The sequence below is a fragment of the Halomonas sp. DQ26W genome (assembly GCF_003339685.1).
GTDB lineage: Bacteria > Pseudomonadota > Gammaproteobacteria > Pseudomonadales > Halomonadaceae > Halomonas.
Genome location: NZ_QPKI01000019.1, coordinates 39,638 through 57,888 on the forward strand (window position 1 = coordinate 39,638; position 18,251 = coordinate 57,888).

The 18,251-nt window shown below is 62.6% G+C and carries 16 protein-coding genes; 8 read left to right on the forward strand and 8 right to left on the reverse strand.

Annotated elements, in window-relative coordinates; genetic code table 11:
• Positions 1-7 precede the first annotated feature (7 nt).
• From DU490_RS11200 to DU490_RS17205, 3 genes are all read left to right on the forward strand, one after another.
• Positions 8-1,435 (forward strand): ATP-binding protein, encoded by a 1,428-nt coding sequence (locus tag DU490_RS11200; RefSeq protein WP_114574373.1) that lies wholly within the window; start codon positions 8-10, stop codon positions 1,433-1,435.
• Positions 1,436-1,447: 12 nt separating this feature from the next.
• Positions 1,448-2,167: a response regulator gene (locus tag DU490_RS11205; RefSeq protein WP_114574374.1), complete on the forward strand. Its 720-nt coding sequence runs from the start codon at positions 1,448-1,450 to the stop codon at positions 2,165-2,167.
• 91 nt (positions 2,168-2,258) lie between these two features.
• A complete protein-coding gene (locus tag DU490_RS17205; RefSeq protein ID WP_181870023.1) occupies positions 2,259-2,909 on the forward strand; it encodes a hypothetical protein in 651 nt (216 codons plus the stop codon).
• A 68-nt stretch (positions 2,910-2,977) separates the two neighbouring features.
• On the opposite strand, the gene DU490_RS11215 is transcribed toward DU490_RS17205, so the two are convergent.
• The 3 genes from DU490_RS11215 to DU490_RS11225 form a co-directional block, all read right to left on the reverse strand.
• Positions 2,978-4,297, reverse strand: a complete 1,320-nt coding sequence (locus DU490_RS11215; protein ID WP_114574375.1) for a TRAP transporter large permease subunit — start codon at positions 4,295-4,297, stop codon at positions 2,978-2,980.
• Complete coding sequence (locus DU490_RS11220; RefSeq protein WP_114574376.1) at positions 4,294-4,890, reverse strand: TRAP transporter small permease subunit; 597 nt, start codon at positions 4,888-4,890, stop codon at positions 4,294-4,296. Before DU490_RS11220 ends, DU490_RS11215 begins: the two co-directional genes overlap by 4 nt.
• A gap of 134 nt (positions 4,891-5,024) precedes the next feature.
• Positions 5,025-6,257 carry a TRAP transporter substrate-binding protein gene (locus tag DU490_RS11225; RefSeq protein ID WP_114574377.1) on the reverse strand — a complete coding sequence of 411 codons (1,233 nt, stop codon included), beginning with the start codon at positions 6,255-6,257 and terminating at the stop codon, positions 5,025-5,027.
• A gap of 456 nt (positions 6,258-6,713) precedes the next feature.
• On the opposite strand from DU490_RS11225, the gene betT reads away from it, so the two are divergent.
• Both betT and dauA read left to right on the forward strand, forming a co-directional pair.
• Positions 6,714-8,762, forward strand: a complete 2,049-nt coding sequence (gene betT, locus DU490_RS11230; protein WP_114574378.1) for a choline BCCT transporter BetT — start codon at positions 6,714-6,716, stop codon at positions 8,760-8,762.
• 152 nt (positions 8,763-8,914) lie between these two features.
• On the forward strand, positions 8,915-10,666 hold the full coding sequence (dauA, locus tag DU490_RS11235; protein ID WP_258801636.1) for a C4-dicarboxylic acid transporter DauA: 1,752 nt from the start codon (positions 8,915-8,917) through the stop codon (positions 10,664-10,666).
• 34 nt (positions 10,667-10,700) lie between these two features.
• Here the strand turns inward: dauA and DU490_RS11240 are convergent, their stop codons facing one another.
• The 3 genes from DU490_RS11240 to DU490_RS11250 form a co-directional block, all read right to left on the reverse strand.
• Positions 10,701-11,228, reverse strand: a complete 528-nt coding sequence (locus DU490_RS11240) for a universal stress protein (protein WP_114574379.1) — start codon at positions 11,226-11,228, stop codon at positions 10,701-10,703.
• A gap of 281 nt (positions 11,229-11,509) precedes the next feature.
• Positions 11,510-12,004 carry a cupin domain-containing protein gene (locus DU490_RS11245; protein ID WP_114574380.1) on the reverse strand — a complete coding sequence of 165 codons (495 nt, stop codon included), beginning with the start codon at positions 12,002-12,004 and terminating at the stop codon, positions 11,510-11,512.
• Positions 12,005-12,078: 74 nt separating this feature from the next.
• Positions 12,079-12,873, reverse strand: coding sequence for a methyltransferase domain-containing protein (locus tag DU490_RS11250; protein WP_114574381.1), 795 nt, complete (start codon positions 12,871-12,873; stop codon positions 12,079-12,081).
• A gap of 200 nt (positions 12,874-13,073) precedes the next feature.
• Here DU490_RS11250 and DU490_RS11255 point away from each other — a divergent pair, with 200 nt between their 5' ends.
• The 3 genes from DU490_RS11255 to DU490_RS11265 are packed head-to-tail and all read left to right on the forward strand — an operon-like array spanning position 13,074 to position 15,296.
• Positions 13,074-13,781 (forward strand): sigma-70 family RNA polymerase sigma factor, encoded by a 708-nt coding sequence (locus tag DU490_RS11255; protein ID WP_220270489.1) that lies wholly within the window; start codon positions 13,074-13,076, stop codon positions 13,779-13,781.
• Positions 13,778-14,041, forward strand: coding sequence for an anti-sigma factor (locus tag DU490_RS11260; protein ID WP_114574382.1), 264 nt, complete (start codon positions 13,778-13,780; stop codon positions 14,039-14,041). Before DU490_RS11255 ends, DU490_RS11260 begins: the two co-directional genes overlap by 4 nt.
• Positions 14,042-14,060: 19 nt before the next feature.
• A complete protein-coding gene (locus tag DU490_RS11265; RefSeq protein ID WP_114574383.1) occupies positions 14,061-15,296 on the forward strand; it encodes a MerC family mercury resistance protein in 1,236 nt (411 codons plus the stop codon).
• Here DU490_RS11265 and DU490_RS11270 read toward each other — a convergent pair.
• Positions 15,256-15,894 (reverse strand): methyltransferase domain-containing protein, encoded by a 639-nt coding sequence (locus tag DU490_RS11270; protein WP_114574384.1) that lies wholly within the window; start codon positions 15,892-15,894, stop codon positions 15,256-15,258. The genes DU490_RS11265 and DU490_RS11270 overlap by 41 nt on opposite strands.
• A gap of 167 nt (positions 15,895-16,061) precedes the next feature.
• Entirely contained in the window at positions 16,062-18,248 is a 2,187-nt protein-coding gene (locus DU490_RS11275) for an ATP-binding protein (protein ID WP_258801637.1), read from the reverse strand.
• Positions 18,249-18,251: the final 3 nt, after the last annotated feature.

The following is an 18,251-nucleotide window of genomic DNA, read 5'->3' on the forward strand; positions in this document are numbered from 1 at the left end:
CCGCCCGATGAACCTTCGTTTCCCCCGCCCCGCCCTTTCACGCTTGGGAATCAAGCTGTTCGTGATTATCCTGATGGTCAACGTGGGCATTGCAGGGCTGGTTTTCCTGGCCGTATCGCGCAGCCTGGACCGCGGCTTCATCGAGTACCTGGAAACCACCCAGGCCAGCCGTGCCGAGACCCTGGCGGAGGGGCTCGGCCAGGAGTGGGCGCGGCGGGGAGGCTGGCAGTGGCTGCGCGACTCACCACCGGCCTGGCAGAACCTGGTACGCCAGCAGCTGTGGCCCGGCGAAGGGCCGCCCGCCCACGGCATCGAGCGTCGCCTGGGCGATGCCCGGGATTTCGTACTCCACGATGCCAATGGACTACCGGTGATCGGCCTTGCCCCGGACGACAGCGAAACGACCTCAGAGCTGCACTGGCTACCCATCGAGCATGAGGGTGAGCAGGTCGGCACCCTGGGCTACCGCCCGCCCCAGCAACTGATGGCCCGCATGGATCGCATCTTCCTCTCTCGCCAACAGCGCAACCTGGGCATCATCATTGCCGCGCTGGGCGTGGCCTCGCTGCTTCTGGCCGGCGGGCTCGCCTGGTGGCTGGGTCGCCGCACTCACAGCATGGCCCTGGCCACTCGACGTCTCACCGAAGGTGACTACAGCACCCGCCTACCAGAGCAGGGTCGTGACGAACTCTCGCGCCTGGCCCACGATTTCAATGTCCTGGCGGCTACGCTCGAGGCTAGCCGTGAAGCCCGAGCTCGCTGGGTATCTGACATCGCTCACGAGCTGCGCACACCTCTGGCGATACTGCACGGTGAGATCGAGGCAATGCAGGATGGCATTCGGCCTTTCAATCAGGACAATCTCTACTCGCTGTCCCAGGAAGTCGGCCAGTTGGGGCGCCTGGTCGCCGACCTTCGGCTGCTGTCACAGAGCGATGCCGGCGCCCTGGAAGTGCAGCTCGCCCCTCTAGACCTGGCAGAAAGTCTCTCCGCATGGCTCGACGAGGCCAATGGCTGGCTCGATGACAGCGGCCTGGTACTGACCACCTTGATCCACAAGCCAGCCTGGATTCGTGGCGACGCCCACCGACTGCGCCAGCTGTGGAGCAACCTGCTCGACAACAGCCGGGCCTATACGGCATCGCCCGGCCGGCTGGAAGTGAGTCTCAACCACACGAACGATCGGGTCCGGATCATCTGGCAGGACAGCATGCCAGGGGTGCCGAACGAGGCACTGGGCCGTCTCACCGAGCGGCTCTACCGAGTCGAGGGGTCACGCAACCGGGCAAGCGGCGGCAGCGGACTGGGGCTTTCCATTGCCAGCGCGTTGGTCAAGAGTCATGGCGGAACCATGCATGCCTCTGACACCTCGCTGGGTGGGTTATGCTGGACCATCGAGTTTCCCGCTCTAGAAAACGACAGACCCAGCCAATAAGGAAAGGAGCCCATGCAAGACGCCGATGTGCCAAAAGACACCCTGCTGATCGTCGAAGACGAGCCTAAGATTGCCCGCCTGGTGGCCGACTACCTCGAAGGTAGCGGCTTTGCCACGCACCCTATCGACCATGGCGACGATGTGCTGCCCTGGCTACAGGAGAACATGTCCGGCGAGCTTGCCCCGCCGCTGGTGCTGCTCGACCTGATGCTACCGGGCACCGACGGCCTGACCCTTTGCCGGGAGATTCGCCAGCGCTGGCCGAAACTCGCCATCATCATGCTCACGGCCAGGGTCGAGGAGGTAGACCGTCTGCTGGGACTGGAACTGGGTGCCGACGACTACATCTGCAAACCATTCAGCCCACGGGAAGTGGTCGCCCGGGTCAAGGCCGTGCTGCGCCGCAGCCGAGCCGCCAAAGATCCAACTTCCGGTGGCGGCAGCAACCTGGTTCTGGACGACGACGGGTGGCGCGCCCTGGCCGATGGCCAGGACCTGGGATTGACCGCCGTCGAGTACCAATTGCTGAAGGTGATGATGCAGTCGCCAGGGCGGATCTTCTCGCGCGACCAGTTGATGGACCGCATGTACCGCGACCACCGCATCGTCTCTGAGCGTACCGTAGACAGCCACGTCAAGAAGCTGCGCAAGAAAATTTCCGACACCTGGCCCGAACGCGAGATCATTCGCTCGGTCTACGGGGTAGGCTACAAGTATCAACCCGAGGAGTAGGCTCCACAGGGTTTGCACACTCCGTGCACGCCTGTTGCACGCCGCTTCGCGATACTCTCACCATCACCCCAGCACCCAGGAGTCACTTAACATGAAATGTTCAATGTCCCGCACGCTGTTGATGCCCGCCCTGCTCGCCATTGCTATCGCCCCGCTGTCGCTGGCGGCGACAGCCGGCCAGAACGAGAAGGACTGGAGCGAGCAGCGTCAGGAGCGCTTCGAAGAACGACGTCAGGCACTGTTCGAGCGCGCCGGACTCGACGAGGAGACCCGCGCTGCCCTTGAAGAGGCACATGACGAGCATCATCAAGCTCTACGTGAACTGCACCAGCAGCATCGCGAACGCATGGATCAGATTCTCGGCGAGGAGGAGCGTGAGCAGCTACGCGAGGCCAAGCGCGAGATGCGCCAGGAGCAGCGTAGTGAACGCCATGGATATGGTCACCATGATATGCCGCAACGCCTGAGCTCCCTGGTCGACAGCTGGGACCTCTCCGATGAAGAGCGCGAGGAACTCACCGAGCTTCGCCAATCCCTCTATGCCGACATGCAGGAATTGCGCGGCCAGACGTTCGAATCCCGCGAGGAGCGTCGCGAAGCCTGGCAAGCCCTGCGCGACGAGCATCAGGAGGCCCTCGGTAAGGTACTGAGTGAAGAGCAGATCGAAGCGATGAGGGCCGCAATGCAGCCGGGTGACCGCAAGAGCCGTGGCAAGTCGCGTGGCGAGAAGAGCGCCGACTGATTTCTGTCGTTACACCTTGCTCCCCTGGCCCGACCTCCGTGTCGGGCCTTTTTATGGGCACTCGTCCGCTAGTTGTAGAGCACGCCCGGCAGCCACATGGCGATGCCCGGGAAGTTGTAGAGAATCACCATCGCCACTATCACCAGCAGCAGGAAGGGAGCGATGCCCAGGAAGATATCGTTCAGCTGAACGCTCTTGGGTGCAATCCCCTTTAGATAGAAAGCCGACATGGCCATCGGTGGCGTGAGGAAGGAGGTCTGGATATTGAGAGCCACCAGCACGCCGAAGAACAGCGGATCAATACCGAACATGGCCAATAGGGGCAGGAATATCGGCACGAAGATGATGATAATCTCGGTCCACTCCAGGGGCCAGCCGAGAATGAAGATCATCACCTGGGCCAGGATCAGGAACTGCAACGGGGTCAACGACATGCCGCTGATCCAGTGCTCGATCAGCGAGTGGCCGTCGAGCAGCGAGAACACTGACGAGAATATCCATGAGCCGACGAACAGCCAACAAACCATGGCGCTGGTTCGCGCAGTGAGAAATACCGCCTCCCTGAGCCGTGCAAAGGTCAGTTGGCGATAGGCCGCCGCCAGCAGGATGGCACCCAGTGCCCCGATCCCCGCTGCCTCGTGGGGCGTGGCGAGACCGAACAGGATCGCCCCCAGCACCGACATGATCAGCACGAACAGTGGTACGAACGAGGTCAACAGGCCCCAGTAGACCTGGCCCAGCGGCACATCGAGTTCCTTCTGGGACAGCTTCGGCGCCACCTTGGGGTTGATCAACGCCCGCCCCATCACATAGGCGATGTAGAGCCCCGCCAGCAGCAGACCCGGCAGCAAGGCGGCCGCATAGAGGCGGACCACCGACACCCCCGCCATGGCACCATAGAGGATCAGCATGATACTCGGTGGTATCAGGATGCCGAGGCAGCCCCCGGCGCAGATCACACCGCTGGACATGCGCTTGTCGTAGCCGGCATTGAGCATTGCTGGTAGTGCCAGTAGTCCCATCAGGGTGACCACCGCTCCAACGATGCCGGTGGCGGTAGCGAACAGGGCACAGGTTATCAGGCTCGCTACCGCCAGCGAGGCCGGCATGCCACGGGCAGCCAGCTGCAGGCTGGAGAACAGCCGGTCGAGTATGTTCGCTCGTTCCACCAGGTAGCCCATGAACAGGAAGAGTGGCACGGCAATCAATACATCGTTGGCCATCACCCCATAGGCACGCTGGACCAGCAGCGAGAAGATGATGTCGCCGATGGCGAAATAGCCGAAGGCCACACCCATGGCGATCAGCGTGAAAGCGATTGGAAAACCGAGCATGATCAGTGCAACCAGCATGCCCAGCATCATGATACCTACCTGCGGCTCGGTCATTGACGCGTCTCCCCGGAATCGGACTGGGCGGCCTTGATCTCTTCCTGCTTGTTGACGGGGATCGCGATCTCCTCCACGTCACCGAGCCGCTTCGGCCATTGGCCATGCTTAAGGCACAGTACGCATCGGCTGACCTCGGCGACGCCCTGCACCATCAGCAGGAATGCCGCTGCGGGAATGACGAACTTGAAGGGATAGATGGGCGGCCCGCCGGGGGTATACGAGCTGTGCTCGTTCTGGCGATAAGAGAGCGCGAAATAGTCCCAGCCATACCACACCAGCGCCAGAATGCCCGGATAGAAGAAGATCACATACAGACCAAGATCCAGGCCCGCCTGCACCCGTGGCGGAAAGTAGCGTGACACGACGTCAGCGCGCACGTGGGCACTATGTGCCAGCGCATAGGCCCCGCTCATCATGAACAGCGTGCCATAGAGCATGTAGCTGGTGTCGTACGCCCAGGCCGTGGGCGCCCCCAGGACATAGCGCATGAAGACTTCGTAGCTCACCACGAAGGTGAGTATCAGGATCGCCCAGGCGAAGATTTTCCCTGCCCAGGTGCTGAGGTGATCGATGAAGAAGATAAAGCGCATGGAGACCTCTCACCGCGGGAGTCACCGCGCACCCGACGGCTCCCCGCAGCATGACTACCGACGCCATCCTGGCTCCGGCAAGCTGACAGGCATCGGCCCCGACCCGCCGGAACGGGCCGAGGACCGAAATACGTTTAAAGGATGGTGGAAGTGTCAGTAGGCTCCTTGCCGTAGAAATGGCGATAGGCCGGTTCCTTGGGGGTATTGCCCTCAAGGTGCCAGCCGACGACCCGCTCACAGTACTCCCGCTGACTGTCGACCACCCGCTTGAAGAACTCGCTGTTGTTCGACTCATTCTCGATGACGGTATCCCAGGCCGTAAGCTGGGCCTCGAGAATCGAGTCGGGGGTGATATAGGTCTGTACTCCCTGCTCCTCGCGCATCCCCTGCAGGTCCTTGGGGTAGCGATCCATGGCCTTCCAGTACATTTCCGACGAGGCAGCCTTGGCGGCGTATTGTAAAATCGCCTGGAACTCCTCGGGCAGGCTATCGTGCTTCTGCTTGTTGAGAATGATTTCGAAGGACTCGCAGTCCTGATGGTAGCTGCGCAGCATCCAGGTCTTGCTGACATCGGGGAAGCCCAGCAGGCGGTCGGATGAGGGGTTGTTGAACTCGGCTCCGTCGAGCAGGCCTCGGTCCATGGCCGGGACGATATCCCCGCCGCCCATGATGGTGACGGCGGCACCGAATTCGCGCATCAGGTCGGCCGCCAGCCCCACGGTACGGTACTTGAGCCCTTGAAGGTCCTCTACGCTACGAATCGGCTCCTTGAACCAGCCCAGGGCCTGGGTCGGCATGGGTCCCGTGAGATAACCGACCAGCGGCAGCTCCATGTCTTCGAGCAGCTCGTTGTAGAGTGCCAAGCCATCGCCATTCCAGAACCAGGCCAGGAACTGGTGGGCATCCCAGCCGAACGGCGGCGGGGTTCCGAACAGCGAGAAGGCCTTGTGCTTGCCGTACCAGTAGGCAGCGACCCCATGGCCGCCGTCAAGGGCGCCGGAGATCACTGCATCCTGCATCTGCAGTGCGCCCACCACGGCACCGGCAGGCAGCAAGTTCAACCGCAGACGACCACCGGACATCTCATTGACGATGCGCACATAATCGGCGGCAAACTCGTGGAAGATATCCTGGTTGGGCCAGGTACTCTGGAAACGCAGGGTCGTGGTCTGGGCCACGGCGATACTGGGAAAGCCTACCGCGGCAACGGCACCGGCACCCACGGCGGCGGCCGAGCCGGTAAGAAAGCGACGGCGGGATTGTCGGTCGGTGCTGGCGGCAGCTGATGTGGCGGAATCTGTTGCAGTAGAGGCCGTAGCGGCGCGGTCAACGATCGGCTGGTCAGCCGGTTGCTTGTTGTAAGCCATTGCATACTCCCGTAATTATCATTGTTCTAATGCCTACTTTCCCCGCCGGCCATCCGGGGGGCAGTGGTCCCGAGGCATCCTGCCTTTGCTGGCGTAGCCTGCAGTGCTCCCTGCTGGCAGTCGGTTATAACAGGTATAGCTGACATAACGCGTTCTGCAAGCAGAACCGAGTGCTTTCGTGACGTTTACCGGCTAACAGTGAACGCAGGGTTGAAGCTTTGACAGGATGTGCGTATTTTATTTGAACGTTCATTTAATAAAAACGCTTCCCGTCATCCAGCCGTCGAACCAGGCAGCTGACAGTGAGCCGAAAGGAGTGGCGTCTCCTGCGGCTGATTCGACTGGCCTTGCCCGAATACCAGGCAGGCGTGCTTTCGATTGTGGAGAACAATCCACAGCGCGTCTTGGTGTCGGAAACCGGCGGGGGTCCATCCAACCGAAAGGAGTAGGCTCTGCATGGCGCATAGCAATTTGCTTCCCGACCGACGCGATCGACTGAATCCCGTGGTGTTCCATGGCTCCGTCGCCGGTATATTGGTCTTTCTGGTCTTGACCATGACCTTCACTGAACAGGCCGGCGCCTTCTTCGATGCCGGCCTGGCCTGGGTCAGCCAGACTTTCGGCTGGTACTACATGCTGGCGGTGCTCGCCTACCTGATCTTCGTGATTGCCATCGGCCTATCACGCTTCGGTAGCATTCGCCTCGGTCCCGATCATTCGCGGCCTGAGTTCTCGCTGCTCTCCTGGTCAGCGATGCTGTTTGCCGCCGGCATCGGTATCGACCTGCTGTTCTTCAGCGTTGCCGAGCCGGTCGCCCACTACCTGGCACCGCCGGACATGACCCCGGAAAGCCAGGAGGCGATGCGTGCCGCCGTGGTCCAGACCTTCATGCATTGGGGGCTCTCCGGCTGGGGGCTTTATGTGCTGATGGGTATGGCACTGGCCTATTTCAGCTATCGTCACCGCCTGCCGCTGGCCATTCGCAGCGCGCTCTACCCACTGCTCGGCAAGCGCATCCATGGCCCCATCGGTAACGCCGTGGATATCACCGCGGTCATCTCCACCGTATTCGGCATCGCCACCAGCCTGGGCATCGGCGTGATGCAGCTCAACTACGGGCTGGCCTACATGTTCGACGTGCCCGAGAGCCTCTCGGTGCAAATCATCCTGATCGCCCTGGTGGTGATCCTCGCCACCATTTCGGTGGTCAGCGGCGTGGAGAAGGGCATCCGGCGCCTGTCGGAGTTCAACATGCTGCTGGCACTGGCACTCCTGCTGTTCGTGCTGTTCCAGGGCCACACCCTGCAACTGCTCGACATGGCGGTGAACAACGCCGGCGACTATTTCTCCACCTTCATTGCCAAGAGCTTCGATACCTACGCCTTTGCCGGCGACGCCGCCAACGAATGGAAAATGTGGTGGACGATCTTCTTCTGGGGCTGGTGGATCGCCTGGACGCCCTTCGTCGGCCTGTTCCTGGCGCGCATTTCCCGTGGCCGCACCATTCGCCAATTCGTCGCCGGCGCCCTCGGCATCCCGCTGGCCTTCATGATGGTGTGGATGTCGGTATTCGGTAACAGCGGGATCGAACTGGTGGCCAATCAGGGAATTGTCGAACTTGGCGAGCAGGCCCTGAACACCCCGCAGACCACGATGTATACCCTGCTTGAGTACTACCCCTATATCGGCCTGACCGCCGCCGTGGTCACCGTGCTCGGCATCGTCTTCTTCATCACCTCGGCAGACTCCGGCGCCCTGGTGCTCGCCAACTTCACCTCGATCCTGTCCGACGTGAACCACGACGCGCCGATCAAGCTACGCATCTTCTGGTCGATGATGATCGGCCTGGTAACGGTGGCGCTGCTGATGGCGGGAGGCCTGGCGGCGCTACAGAGCGCGGTGGTGATCACCGCCCTGCCGTTCTCGGTGGTGATCTTCGCGATCATGGTGGGGATGTACAAGGCACTCAAGATCGAGGGCAGCAAGGCCGACGCGCGACGCTTGGTGACCGGGACCGCACCTGGCGGCGACTGGCGCGAGCGCCTGGATAGGGCTCTCGATACGTCCAACCGTGCCGGTGCCGCCGCCACCATCGAGCATGCGATTCGTCCGGCACTGACCCAGTTCGCCCAGGAACTGGAGAGCCGCGGCCAGACCGCCAACGTAACCGAAGAACATCTCGAGGGCGAAGCCCTGCCGAGCCTGACGCTGCAAGTGGACCTGAGCGAGGCTGCCAGCTTCGTCTATCAAGTGTGTCCGCACCGCATGCGCACGCCGAGCTTCCTGCCGGCGGACGACGACTACTACGTACGCCTCGACGTCTACCTGGCAGAAGGCGGTCTGGAGAAGGACCTCAACGGCTTCACCCGTGGCCAGACCATCGCCGATGTGCTCTCGGAATACGAGCGCCACCTGCACTTTCTGGCACTCGCCGGCCAAGGCGGTAATGTACAGGCCATGCCCGGCGCGGTAGGGGAACCACCCGCAGCGGCCAGCCAGGCCTAGAAACCCGGTGGCTTGAACCGACTGGTTTGAACCGCTGGCGGCGCCCCAGGGCGCCGCCGTTTTGCGTCAGTCCTCTCCTACCTTGGCCGTCTTGCGCCGGTTCCTCGCCACGACGTAGCGTATTACAAGCCTTTTCCCACCCAGGAATCGCCATGTCCCGTCACTCGCTCAAGCCTCGCTACCGACTGCCCATGCCCGGCAGCGCACTGCTTGCCGCCTGGCGCGAGGGCTATGGACTCGCCGAACTGCGTCGCGACCTGATGGCCGGTCTAACGATCGGCATCGTTGCCGTGCCACTCTCCATGGCACTAGCCATCGCCACCGGCGTGCCGCCCCAGCACGGACTCTATACCGCCATTGTTGCCGGTGCCATCATCGCGCTGACCGGCGGCTCACGCTTCAATATTTCCGGCCCCACAGCGGCCTTCGTGGTGATCCTGTTCCCCATCGTCGCCAGTCATGGCGTCGGGGGCCTACTTATCGCCACCCTGATGGCAGGGCTGATCCTGGTGGCACTGGGGCTGGCGCGGTTGGGTAGCCTGATCCAGTTCGTGCCCTATCCAGTGGTACTGGGCTTTACCGCCGGCATCGCCGTGGTGATCGCCTTGCTGCAGCTTCCCGACTTCCTGGGACTCAACGAAGTCCCGCTGGGTGACAGTACGCTGCACAACCTGGCGCTCGTTCTGCGCGCATTGCCGACCCTGGCCCCAGCGGAAGTCGGCGTGGGGCTGCTCACCCTGGCGACCCTGATCCTCTGGCCACGGCTCAAGGTGCCGGTGCCGGTGCCGGCCCCCCTGGTCGGCCTGGTCGTGGGCACCCTGGCCGCCCAGGCGGTGATACCGCTGGGTATCGAAATCGATACCATTGCCTCGCGCTTCAGCTGGGAATTCCAGGGTCAGACCGGCAGCGGCATTCCGCCTTTTGCGCCGGACCTGGTACTCCCCTGGCGCCTTCCGGGCCCGGACGGGACACCACTCGTGGTGAACTTCACCCTGATCCGGGAGCTGCTAGGCCCGGCACTGGCCATCGCCATGCTGGCCGCCATCGAGTCACTGCTCTGTGCCGTGGTGGCCGACGGCCTAACTCGCACCCGGCATGAGCCCAATGCCGAGCTGGTGGGCCAGGGGCTCGGTAATATCGTGGTGCCCTTTTTCGGTGGCATTACCGCCACAGCGGCCCTGGCACGAACCGCCACCAACATTCGCAGCGGGGCCTTCTCTCCGGTGGCAGCCGTGGTGCATTCCGTGGTGGTGCTGCTGGCGGTGGTGGCGCTCGCCGGGGTGCTGGGGCTCGTTCCCATGGCGGCACTCGCCGCCCTGCTGTTCATCATCGCCTGGAACATGAGCGAGGCACGCCATTTCGTTCACACCCTGAAGAGCGCCCCGGGCAGCGATGTGGCGATACTGGTGATCTGCTTCGGCCTGACGGTGATCTTCGACATGGTGCTCGCCGTCGCCGTGGGAATTGGCCTTGCCGCCGCACTTTTCATTCGCCGTATGGCGGAGATTACCCATGCCCGCCGACTCGACCCGGGCGACAGCGAACTGGCTCGCAGCCTGCCACGCCAAGTGGCACTCTATGATGTCAACGGACCGCTGTTCTTCGGCGCCGCCGAGAAGGCCATCTCGTCACTGCGTATCGTCGACCCGGAGGTAAAAGTGGTGATGCTCGACATGCGCGACGTCCCCAGCCTCGACACCACCGCCATCGTCGCTCTGCAGTCGCTGATCGAGGAGCTACGCAGCCGCAACGTGGGCCTGATCTTCATCGGCATGCCCGCGCGCATGGTCATGAAGTTGCGTCGTGCCGGCCTCTATCGCGAGGCCGGTCAACTCTCAGCCGTGAACCACCTGGACCACGCCCAGCGACTAGCGCGGCACTGGTTGGCGAAGCGAGAGCGATGACCGGGCGCGAGACCATCTTCCACCGGCGCTGAGTTCAAGCCTCAGCGACATTGATAATCATCATGGGGATCGAAAGGTGGCGCAGGACATCCTCGGTCACGCTGCCTTGAAGCAACCGCTTCACGCCGGCACGTCCGTGGCTGGCCATGGCCACCAGCGACACGCGCTGCAGTTTAGCGACTTCGACGATTTCCTCGGCCGGCTTGCCAAAGTGGATGGCGACCGAGACGTCGTAGCCCTTCGATCGCAGGTCAGCGATGTCATTGTCCAGCTCACGACGAAGCTGCTCTTCGAAGGGACTCCAGCCCGTGTCTCGAAAGAGGGCATGAGGATCCACCTCTTCGGCCCGTGCCGTCACGGCACCGTAGGGCCCCAAGTCACCACTCATGATCATCGGCCGAGTGATGATGTTGCTCGAGTCGAACTGGCTGGCGGGCACCCGGTCGGCCCGCAGCAGGAGAATCTCATAGCGATCGGGACCGAAGAACTCACACACCGCCGGGAGAATCTTGCGGCTGACGTCCGAATCGTCTAATGGAATGAGAATCTTTTGCTTGTCCATGGCGCCTGTCCTGTACCTGAAAGGTTGAGGGCGATAACCGTTTGATGATTTTCTCTATTAGCTTAGTCGACGCCCCAGGTACGTACACTCCCGGTAGTGGACCCAGCACAAGCCGCCCCTTGTCTTTCAGGCCTCGTCGATTACGTCTCTCCCTGCAGGGTGGCGACGAGCCCCCGTACACCGCCATGCTGTGGGTCTGCAGCACCACGGCAAGCGTACCGCCTGCCCGTGCAGACGGTACGCGCTTGCTCTCGTCAGTTGCGAGGTTCAGTTGCGAGGGTTCAGTTGCGAGGGTCATCCGCCGGATCGACGTACTCGATGCCCCAGGGGCCTTCGCCATGCAGTTGGATGATCGTCTCGCCCTGGGCGTAGCCGAACATGGCATCGCCCGGCGACATGATGGCGTAGCCACCGACGGGCAAGGACTGGGTGGCCTCGCGATCAAAGCTCTCTCCATGAGCGAAGTGCAGGGTGCCTTCTAGCACCGTGACCCGCTCGTAGGCCGGGTGCACGTGAGGCTTGATCTCGTAACCATCTGCCAGCCGAAGCCGGAACGTGAAGGGCGCCTCCTCCCCGAGATCGCCCTCGATGATGGCGATCTCGGCCCCCTTGCCCATGGAGCCCACCGGCCCCCAGGTCAGGTCGTCGGGCGTGCCCAGCACGTGGCCCTCGCCATGGTAGGTTTCCGCCTGCAGCGCACCGGCTGCCAGGCCCAGGGAAAGGATCGCGGCGGTCAGGATACCGGCCTTGGTGGTGATAAGGTTGTACTTGTTCATGTCTCTTCTCCTCAGGGTGAATCCTTTATTGTCGAAAATTACTGCTATTTTCGGTAAGTCACTGTCGCCGAGCTTCAGCGCTTGATCGCCAGCAGCGAGAGGCTCTTGACGCCATAGGACTCGCTGGCGCCACGTGCCGAATCGGTCAGAAAGCGATACTCCGGATGCTCGCGAAGGGTCTGGATCACGAAGCCCGCCGACTCGGTGACGGCCACATAGTCATCCTGCTGCATCGCCCCGCCGATGCAGGCGGCCCACAAGGTGGCGTTGCAGGAGACGCTCTCGGGCAGGGCCTTTTCAGTGACGATATCGGCAAGTGCCAGGCGTCCGCCGGGCTTCAACACCCGCGCCGCCTCGGCGAAGACCCTTGGCTTGTCCGCCGACAGGTTGATTACGCCATTGCTGATGACGGCATCGATACTGCCATCGGCGAAGGGTGGCGATTCGATATAGCCGGCATGGAATTCGACATTGGCAAACCCCGCTTGCCGGGCCAGACGGGCGGCCTTCTCACGCTGGGCCGCGGTCATGTCGAGCCCCTGAACACGGCCCTCGGCGCCTACCGCCAGGGCAGCGATCAGGCTGTCCATGCCGGAGCCGCTGCCGAGGTCAAGCACCGACTCGCCGGGAAGCAGCGCCAGCATATCGAAGAAGTGGCCAACACCAGCGAAGGAGTCGATGGCCGCGGCCGGAATCCGGTCGAGTGCATTCGGGTCATAGCCCAGCCGCTCGGCCAGTTCACGACCCATCTCGAAATGGAAGTCATGCTCCGGCGTCTCTGCCACCTCGTGGTACATCGCCTTGACCCGCTCTTCCAGTTCTATTCGATCCACCGTGGCGGGTGTTGTCGCTTGAGCACTCATAGCCATGGTCGCTCTCCTCTGTGGCTGAATTTCACGACATCGAATTGCCGTGTGCCCCAAGGACGCATCGACACCCGTGATTGTTCCAAGGAATGACAGCCACTGTGACGACAGTCGGGCGGGAACCATTGCGACCCGTGCCGCGTCCCTGTCACAAACGCGATTTGCCCGCTGCCCGGGGACGTTCCATGCTCAAGAGGTGACCCATGACCCGCACCAGCCAGCTCACCCTCACCTCGACGGTATGGCTTGTTGCCCTTCGGCGGGTCGAACCGGGGGATGTCATGACATTCCGCGACGCCACCCACCGGCGGCAGTGGTTCGAACAGCGCCTGGAGCCTTTGATGGATCGGCTCTTCGGTACGGCGCTGCGCCTCACCCGCAACCCCGACGATGCCGAGGATATCGTCGCCGAAGCGGTGGTCAGGGCCTGGGCACGACTCGATAAGCTACGCGACCCCGAGCGCTTCGACGCCTGGCTGTTCCATATCCTCACCAACACCTTCATCAGCGAGTGGCGCCGACAGCAGAGTCGCCCCCGGGCCGCAGCCGATAGTGACACCGCATCGCCGGATGCTATCGATGCCGACGGCTTCACCCTGTTCCAGCAGCTGCACCAGCCCTTTCTGCTCTGGTGGGGCAGCCTGGAGGACCAGTTCTTCAACAGCCTGCTGCAGGAGGAACTGCAAGAGGCACTGGATACGCTTCCCGACCCATACCGGGTAGCAATTGTGCTGGTCGAAGTACAGGGTTATACGTATGAAGAAGTGTCCGGTCTGCTCGGTATCCCGCTGGGTACCGTCCGCTCACGGCTGAACCGGGCGCGCTCGCTGCTGCAGAAGCGGCTCTGGCAACAGGCCAGGGATGCCGGCATGGCAGCCGGCCATGCCGACAAGGGAGGGCAGAAGCCATGAGCCCAAGAGACTTGAACTGCGAGGAAGTCATCGAGCGGCTCTTCGACTATCTCGACCGGGAGCTGGACCACCAGCAGACGGCCGATATCGAGTGGCACCTATCCCGCTGTCGCGACTGCTTCACGCGGGCCGAATTCGAAAAACGACTACGGGCCAGGGTGGCTGCATCCGGTACGGTCAAGGCACCGCCTCGGCTATATCGCCGCATCGTCAGCCTGCTGGATAGATTCGACGATGACGAACCGGGCATGTCTCGCTGAGCCAGGAAGGAGGTCCCTCATGGTGGCCCTACTTGGTTATTCACGGCAACAGATCGTCTCGGCCGTCCAGGACATGTACACGGCCGTGGCCGAGGCACCCACCTCTCCCTTTCACTTCCCTGTCGGCGGCAGAGCCTGCGAACGACTCGGCTATCCTGCGGAGTACACGGCCGGCCTGCCGCCAGCGTTGCTGGACTCCTTCGCCGGGGTCGGCTACCCCTTTCGAGCCGACGCCATTCGCCCCGGCGACACAGTGCTCGATATCGGCGCGGGAGCCGGCAACGATTCGCTGATTGCCAGTCATATCGTCGGTCCCTTTGGTCGGGTGATCGCTATTGACCTCACCGCCGCCATGACCCGCAAGCTAAAGCAGTCCGTCGAGGGCAGCGACGCAGGCAATCTCGACGTAGTTCAGGCCTCGGCGGAACAGTTGCCGCTGCCCGATGCCAGCATCGATGCCATCACCAGCAACGGTGCCCTCAACCTGGTGCCGGACAAGCGGCGTGCCGTCACCGAGATGTTTCGCGTGCTGCGTTCAAATGGCCGCCTGCAGCTTGCCGACGTGGTCATTCATCGTCCGGTTTCGGTGGATTGCCATGACGACCCGCGGCTATGGGTCGAGTGCGTGGTGGGTGCCACGGTCAAGGAGGAACTGCTGGCGCTGTTCGCGGAAACCGGCTTCGAGGACGTCGAAGTGATGGGCAGCCACGACTATTTCGCGTTGAGCCCCAGCCAACAAACCCGCGAGGTGGCAGAAAGCTTCGGGGCCCACTCCATCGAAATCGGTATGCGCCGCAGTGAGCAGGCGCCCTCCCTGCCCCGCCAATGGGCAAAACGACTCGATCCGCGGCGCTGGCTGCTGCGTCTGCGCCGTCGCGGGCTGCTAGGCCTGTCGGCACTGGGACTCGCCCTGCTGAGTTGCTATGGCACCTTGGCGCTGGCCGGGTTGCTGCCGCTGCTGGGCATCGGCCTGGCACTACACGAAGGCGCCTGGGCCGGCACCATCGCCGGCTTAGTGCTGTTCACCCTGATGGCGATTGCTGGTGGCTACCGACACCATCGCGCCGGCGGCCCGATACTGCTGGCGGCAGCGGGCAGTGCAGCCATTCTCTACGCGTTGTTCATCGAATATCTGGCGTTGGTGGAACTGTTTGGCTTCGTGGTGCTGGGCGGCGCGGCGCTGTGGGATCTGCACAGGCGACGGCGACAGGAAGTCAAGGTGCTGGGTCTCGATCGGTCGTCCTCTGCCGGGTGAACTGAGCCAGCTGGGTAGGTTGGCCCAGGGCTGGATGCCACTCACCGATCCCGGAAAGCCGGACCCGGTAGCCATTGCGACGCGCGACGCCCGATGCCCAGGCGGCAAAGCGTGCCCGGTCCCATTCGAATTTGTGGTCGGGCTCGCGAAACTCCCCCGGCGCCAGCCCATAGAGCGAATTGAACTCACGGTTGGGAGTCGTCAATACCAGCAACCCTGGGCGCAATCCAGCGAAGATCGCATGCTCCACCCGGGAGAGGGAGGTCGGCTGTACATGCTCGATAGTCTCGACCATGGCACCAGCATCAAAGCCGACAAGGTGGTCCGGCGGATCGGTATAGGAGCCGCATATCAGCTCGAGGCGTGACCGCAAGTCGGCTGGAAGGGTCTCGAAGCGCATCTTTGCCTGAGCCAGCAGCTCACCGGAAAGCTCCAGTCCCGCCACCTTTTCGAACTGAGGGTCCCTCAGCAAGTACTGCAGCAGCCCACCGGAACCACAGCCAAGATCGAGCACACGCCGCGCCCCGCTGCCGCGCAGCAGGCCGGCCACGCAACGCAGGCGCTCCTGGTGCAGATCGTGGGATTCGATGTCCATCATTGTGCCTCTCCTTATCAGACCTTGATGATGAACGAATGCATGGCCGTAGAGTAGGCCCGGGCGCCGAAGGGGGGGGCTTAGCAGGCCCATGGTAACCTCGGCAGGTATTTCCCGCATTTAGGCTGCCGTGGGGTCATGCAACAACGCGGGTCCTGGCTCGGAACCGACTACTTGGCCATATCGCTCTGTGACGTCCGATCCGCCAGCCACCGCTCCAGCTCATCGAGAGTCACCGGAATCAGCGCGTGGAGGAGCTGAAACTGTGCCGTGACTTCCTCCTTGCACTCATGGTGGGCCAGCATTTCCAAACGTTGGGCGACGGCCGCGAGCTTGCGCGCACCAAGGCTGGCCGACTCACCCTTGACACTGTGGGCAGTGGCTTCCAACATCGTCATGTCGCCCTGGTCGATGGCGTCCTGCATAGTGCATCTGTGCGACTGCAGTTGGTCGCGATGCACCGTGATCAAGGTCGCCACCATCGTCTCGCCAAGCGATTCCAGCAGCTCCGACAAGGCCTGCTCGTCTAGCTCGGCGTCGGCTGTAACAGCGGCCTCGTCCTCCGGCGTCACCGGCGTCAGCACTCGGCGTAGACAGGCCGTCAGCTCCGAGCTAAGCAGCGGCTTGGTCAGATAGTCGTTCATGCCGGCATCCAGGCAGCGCACCCGCTCCGCCCCGGGGCCACCAGCGGTCATCGCCACAATGGGTACCCGGCGGCACCATCCCCCTTTCGCCCGCACTCTGCTCACAGTTTCTAGACCATCCATATCGGGCATCTGCACGTCCATGAAGATGATATCGAACGTCTGCGATGCCACAGCCGCCAGTGCTTCCTGGCCACTGGCTACCACCTGCACGCGGCAGTCGAAGCGTTCGAGCATCGCCACCCCCACCTGCTGATTGACAGGATTGTCCTCCACCAGCAGTACATTGCCATCGAAGCTAGGCCGCATGAGCGCAGATGACTCGTCACGTTGCGCTTCAGGTTCGGCTTTGGCTGGCTCGAGCGGCAGCTCGATCCAGAACCGACTGCCTTTGCCGGGCTGGCTGTCCATGCCGATTTCACCCCCCATGGCATCGGTCAAGCGCCGACAGATGGCCAGGCCAAGGCCGGTTCCCCCATAGCGTCGCGCTGTGGAAGCATCCCCCTGACGAAACGGTTCGAAAAGCCGCTGCTGCTGCTCTTCGGCGATGCCTGGCCCGGTATCGCATACTGCGAGACTGAGCCGACCGCTATCCGTCTCCTCCGCCTCGATCACTACCTCGCCGCGCTCGGTAAACTTGATGGCATTGGCCAGCAGGTTCAACAGTACCTGTCTCAGCCGGACGGGATCCCCCATGAGCAGCGCCGGCAGCGTCGGTGAGAGCCGGCTTTCCAGCTTGAGGCCCTTGGCCTCGGCGCGTGGCGCAAAGAGCCGGCAAGCATCGTCGACCAGCTTGGCCAGCGGTATCGGCCGGTGCTCCAGCTCCAGCTTGCCGGATTCGATCTTGGAAAAGTCGAGGATATCGTTGATCAAACCCAACAGGCGGCCAGCGCTCGCGTGAAGCGTGCCGACATACTCCCGGGAACGGATGTCCAGGGGCTGGTCCATGAGCAAGTCGCTCATGCCGATCACGCCGTTGAGAGGCGTGCGTATTTCATGGCTTACCGTAGCGAGAAATTCAGACTTGGCCCGGCTAGCCGATTCGGCCTGCCGGGCCGATGCCTGTAGCTCGCGGCTCAGTGTCTCAAGAGAGCGCCGTGCCGCCGCATTGTCGCGAGCCTCCCGCACCAGGAAAACGGCCACCAGTAGACCAGCCAGACTCATGGCCAGGATCAATGCCAGCAACAACACATAAAGCGTCTGCAGGACTTCACGATCGCGGGTCGCTGCTTCAGCAAGATATCCATTGATAGCGATGACAAGTTGTTCAGCATTGGCGCTAAGGTATTCCAGCCTGGCGTCCAGCGCATGGCGCGCAGGCTCGTCGAGTCGATCGAACTGATGCAGCATGGCATCGAAGCCATCCATCATGTCGACCACCTCGGGAATCAGGCGATGTGCGGCAGGACTGTAGTCGAACAACTCGCCGAGATCGGCCCGGCGTAGCTGGTTCAAACGACTATAGAGGAGTTCGAAGCGCAGCCTCAGGGTGTCCAGGCTCTGGCCGCTTCCGCTGCGCCGTGCCAGTTCGCTGCGCAGCTGCACGATATCTCGGTCGAGCTTGTAGGCATGCCAGGAGGTATCCACCCCCACGTTCTGATAAAGCCCTTCCTGGCGCCAGGCGGCCAGCCCCACCACGACCAGAGCGGCAGTGAAAAAGAGCAGAGCGGCCATGGCGCCCAGCTTGAGCCGGAGCGGATGACGCAGCACCATTAT

What these genes read in the sequence shown, in the direction of transcription:
- DU490_RS11200 (WP_114574373.1), top strand. Translation starts at nt 8, where the DNA reads ATGAACCTTCGTTTCCCCCGCCCCGCCCTTTCACGCTTGGGAATCAAG.
- DU490_RS11205 (WP_114574374.1), top strand. Translation starts at nt 1,448, where the DNA reads ATGCAAGACGCCGATGTGCCAAAAGACACCCTGCTGATCGTCGAAGAC.
- DU490_RS17205 (WP_181870023.1), top strand. Translation starts at nt 2,259, where the DNA reads ATGAAATGTTCAATGTCCCGCACGCTGTTGATGCCCGCCCTGCTCGCC.
- DU490_RS11215 (WP_114574375.1), bottom strand. Translation starts at nt 4,297, where the DNA reads ATGACCGAGCCGCAGGTAGGTATCATGATGCTGGGCATGCTGGTTGCA.
- DU490_RS11220 (WP_114574376.1), bottom strand. Translation starts at nt 4,890, where the DNA reads ATGCGCTTTATCTTCTTCATCGATCACCTCAGCACCTGGGCAGGGAAA.
- DU490_RS11225 (WP_114574377.1), bottom strand. Translation starts at nt 6,257, where the DNA reads ATGGCTTACAACAAGCAACCGGCTGACCAGCCGATCGTTGACCGCGCC.
- betT (WP_114574378.1), top strand. Translation starts at nt 6,714, where the DNA reads ATGGCGCATAGCAATTTGCTTCCCGACCGACGCGATCGACTGAATCCC.
- dauA (WP_258801636.1), top strand. Translation starts at nt 8,915, where the DNA reads ATGTCCCGTCACTCGCTCAAGCCTCGCTACCGACTGCCCATGCCCGGC.
- DU490_RS11240 (WP_114574379.1), bottom strand. Translation starts at nt 11,228, where the DNA reads ATGGACAAGCAAAAGATTCTCATTCCATTAGACGATTCGGACGTCAGC.
- DU490_RS11245 (WP_114574380.1), bottom strand. Translation starts at nt 12,004, where the DNA reads ATGAACAAGTACAACCTTATCACCACCAAGGCCGGTATCCTGACCGCC.
- DU490_RS11250 (WP_114574381.1), bottom strand. Translation starts at nt 12,873, where the DNA reads ATGGCTATGAGTGCTCAAGCGACAACACCCGCCACGGTGGATCGAATA.
- DU490_RS11255 (WP_220270489.1), top strand. Translation starts at nt 13,074, where the DNA reads ATGACCCGCACCAGCCAGCTCACCCTCACCTCGACGGTATGGCTTGTT.
- DU490_RS11260 (WP_114574382.1), top strand. Translation starts at nt 13,778, where the DNA reads ATGAGCCCAAGAGACTTGAACTGCGAGGAAGTCATCGAGCGGCTCTTC.
- DU490_RS11265 (WP_114574383.1), top strand. Translation starts at nt 14,061, where the DNA reads ATGGTGGCCCTACTTGGTTATTCACGGCAACAGATCGTCTCGGCCGTC.
- DU490_RS11270 (WP_114574384.1), bottom strand. Translation starts at nt 15,894, where the DNA reads ATGATGGACATCGAATCCCACGATCTGCACCAGGAGCGCCTGCGTTGC.
- DU490_RS11275 (WP_258801637.1), bottom strand. Translation starts at nt 18,248, where the DNA reads ATGGTGCTGCGTCATCCGCTCCGGCTCAAGCTGGGCGCCATGGCCGCT.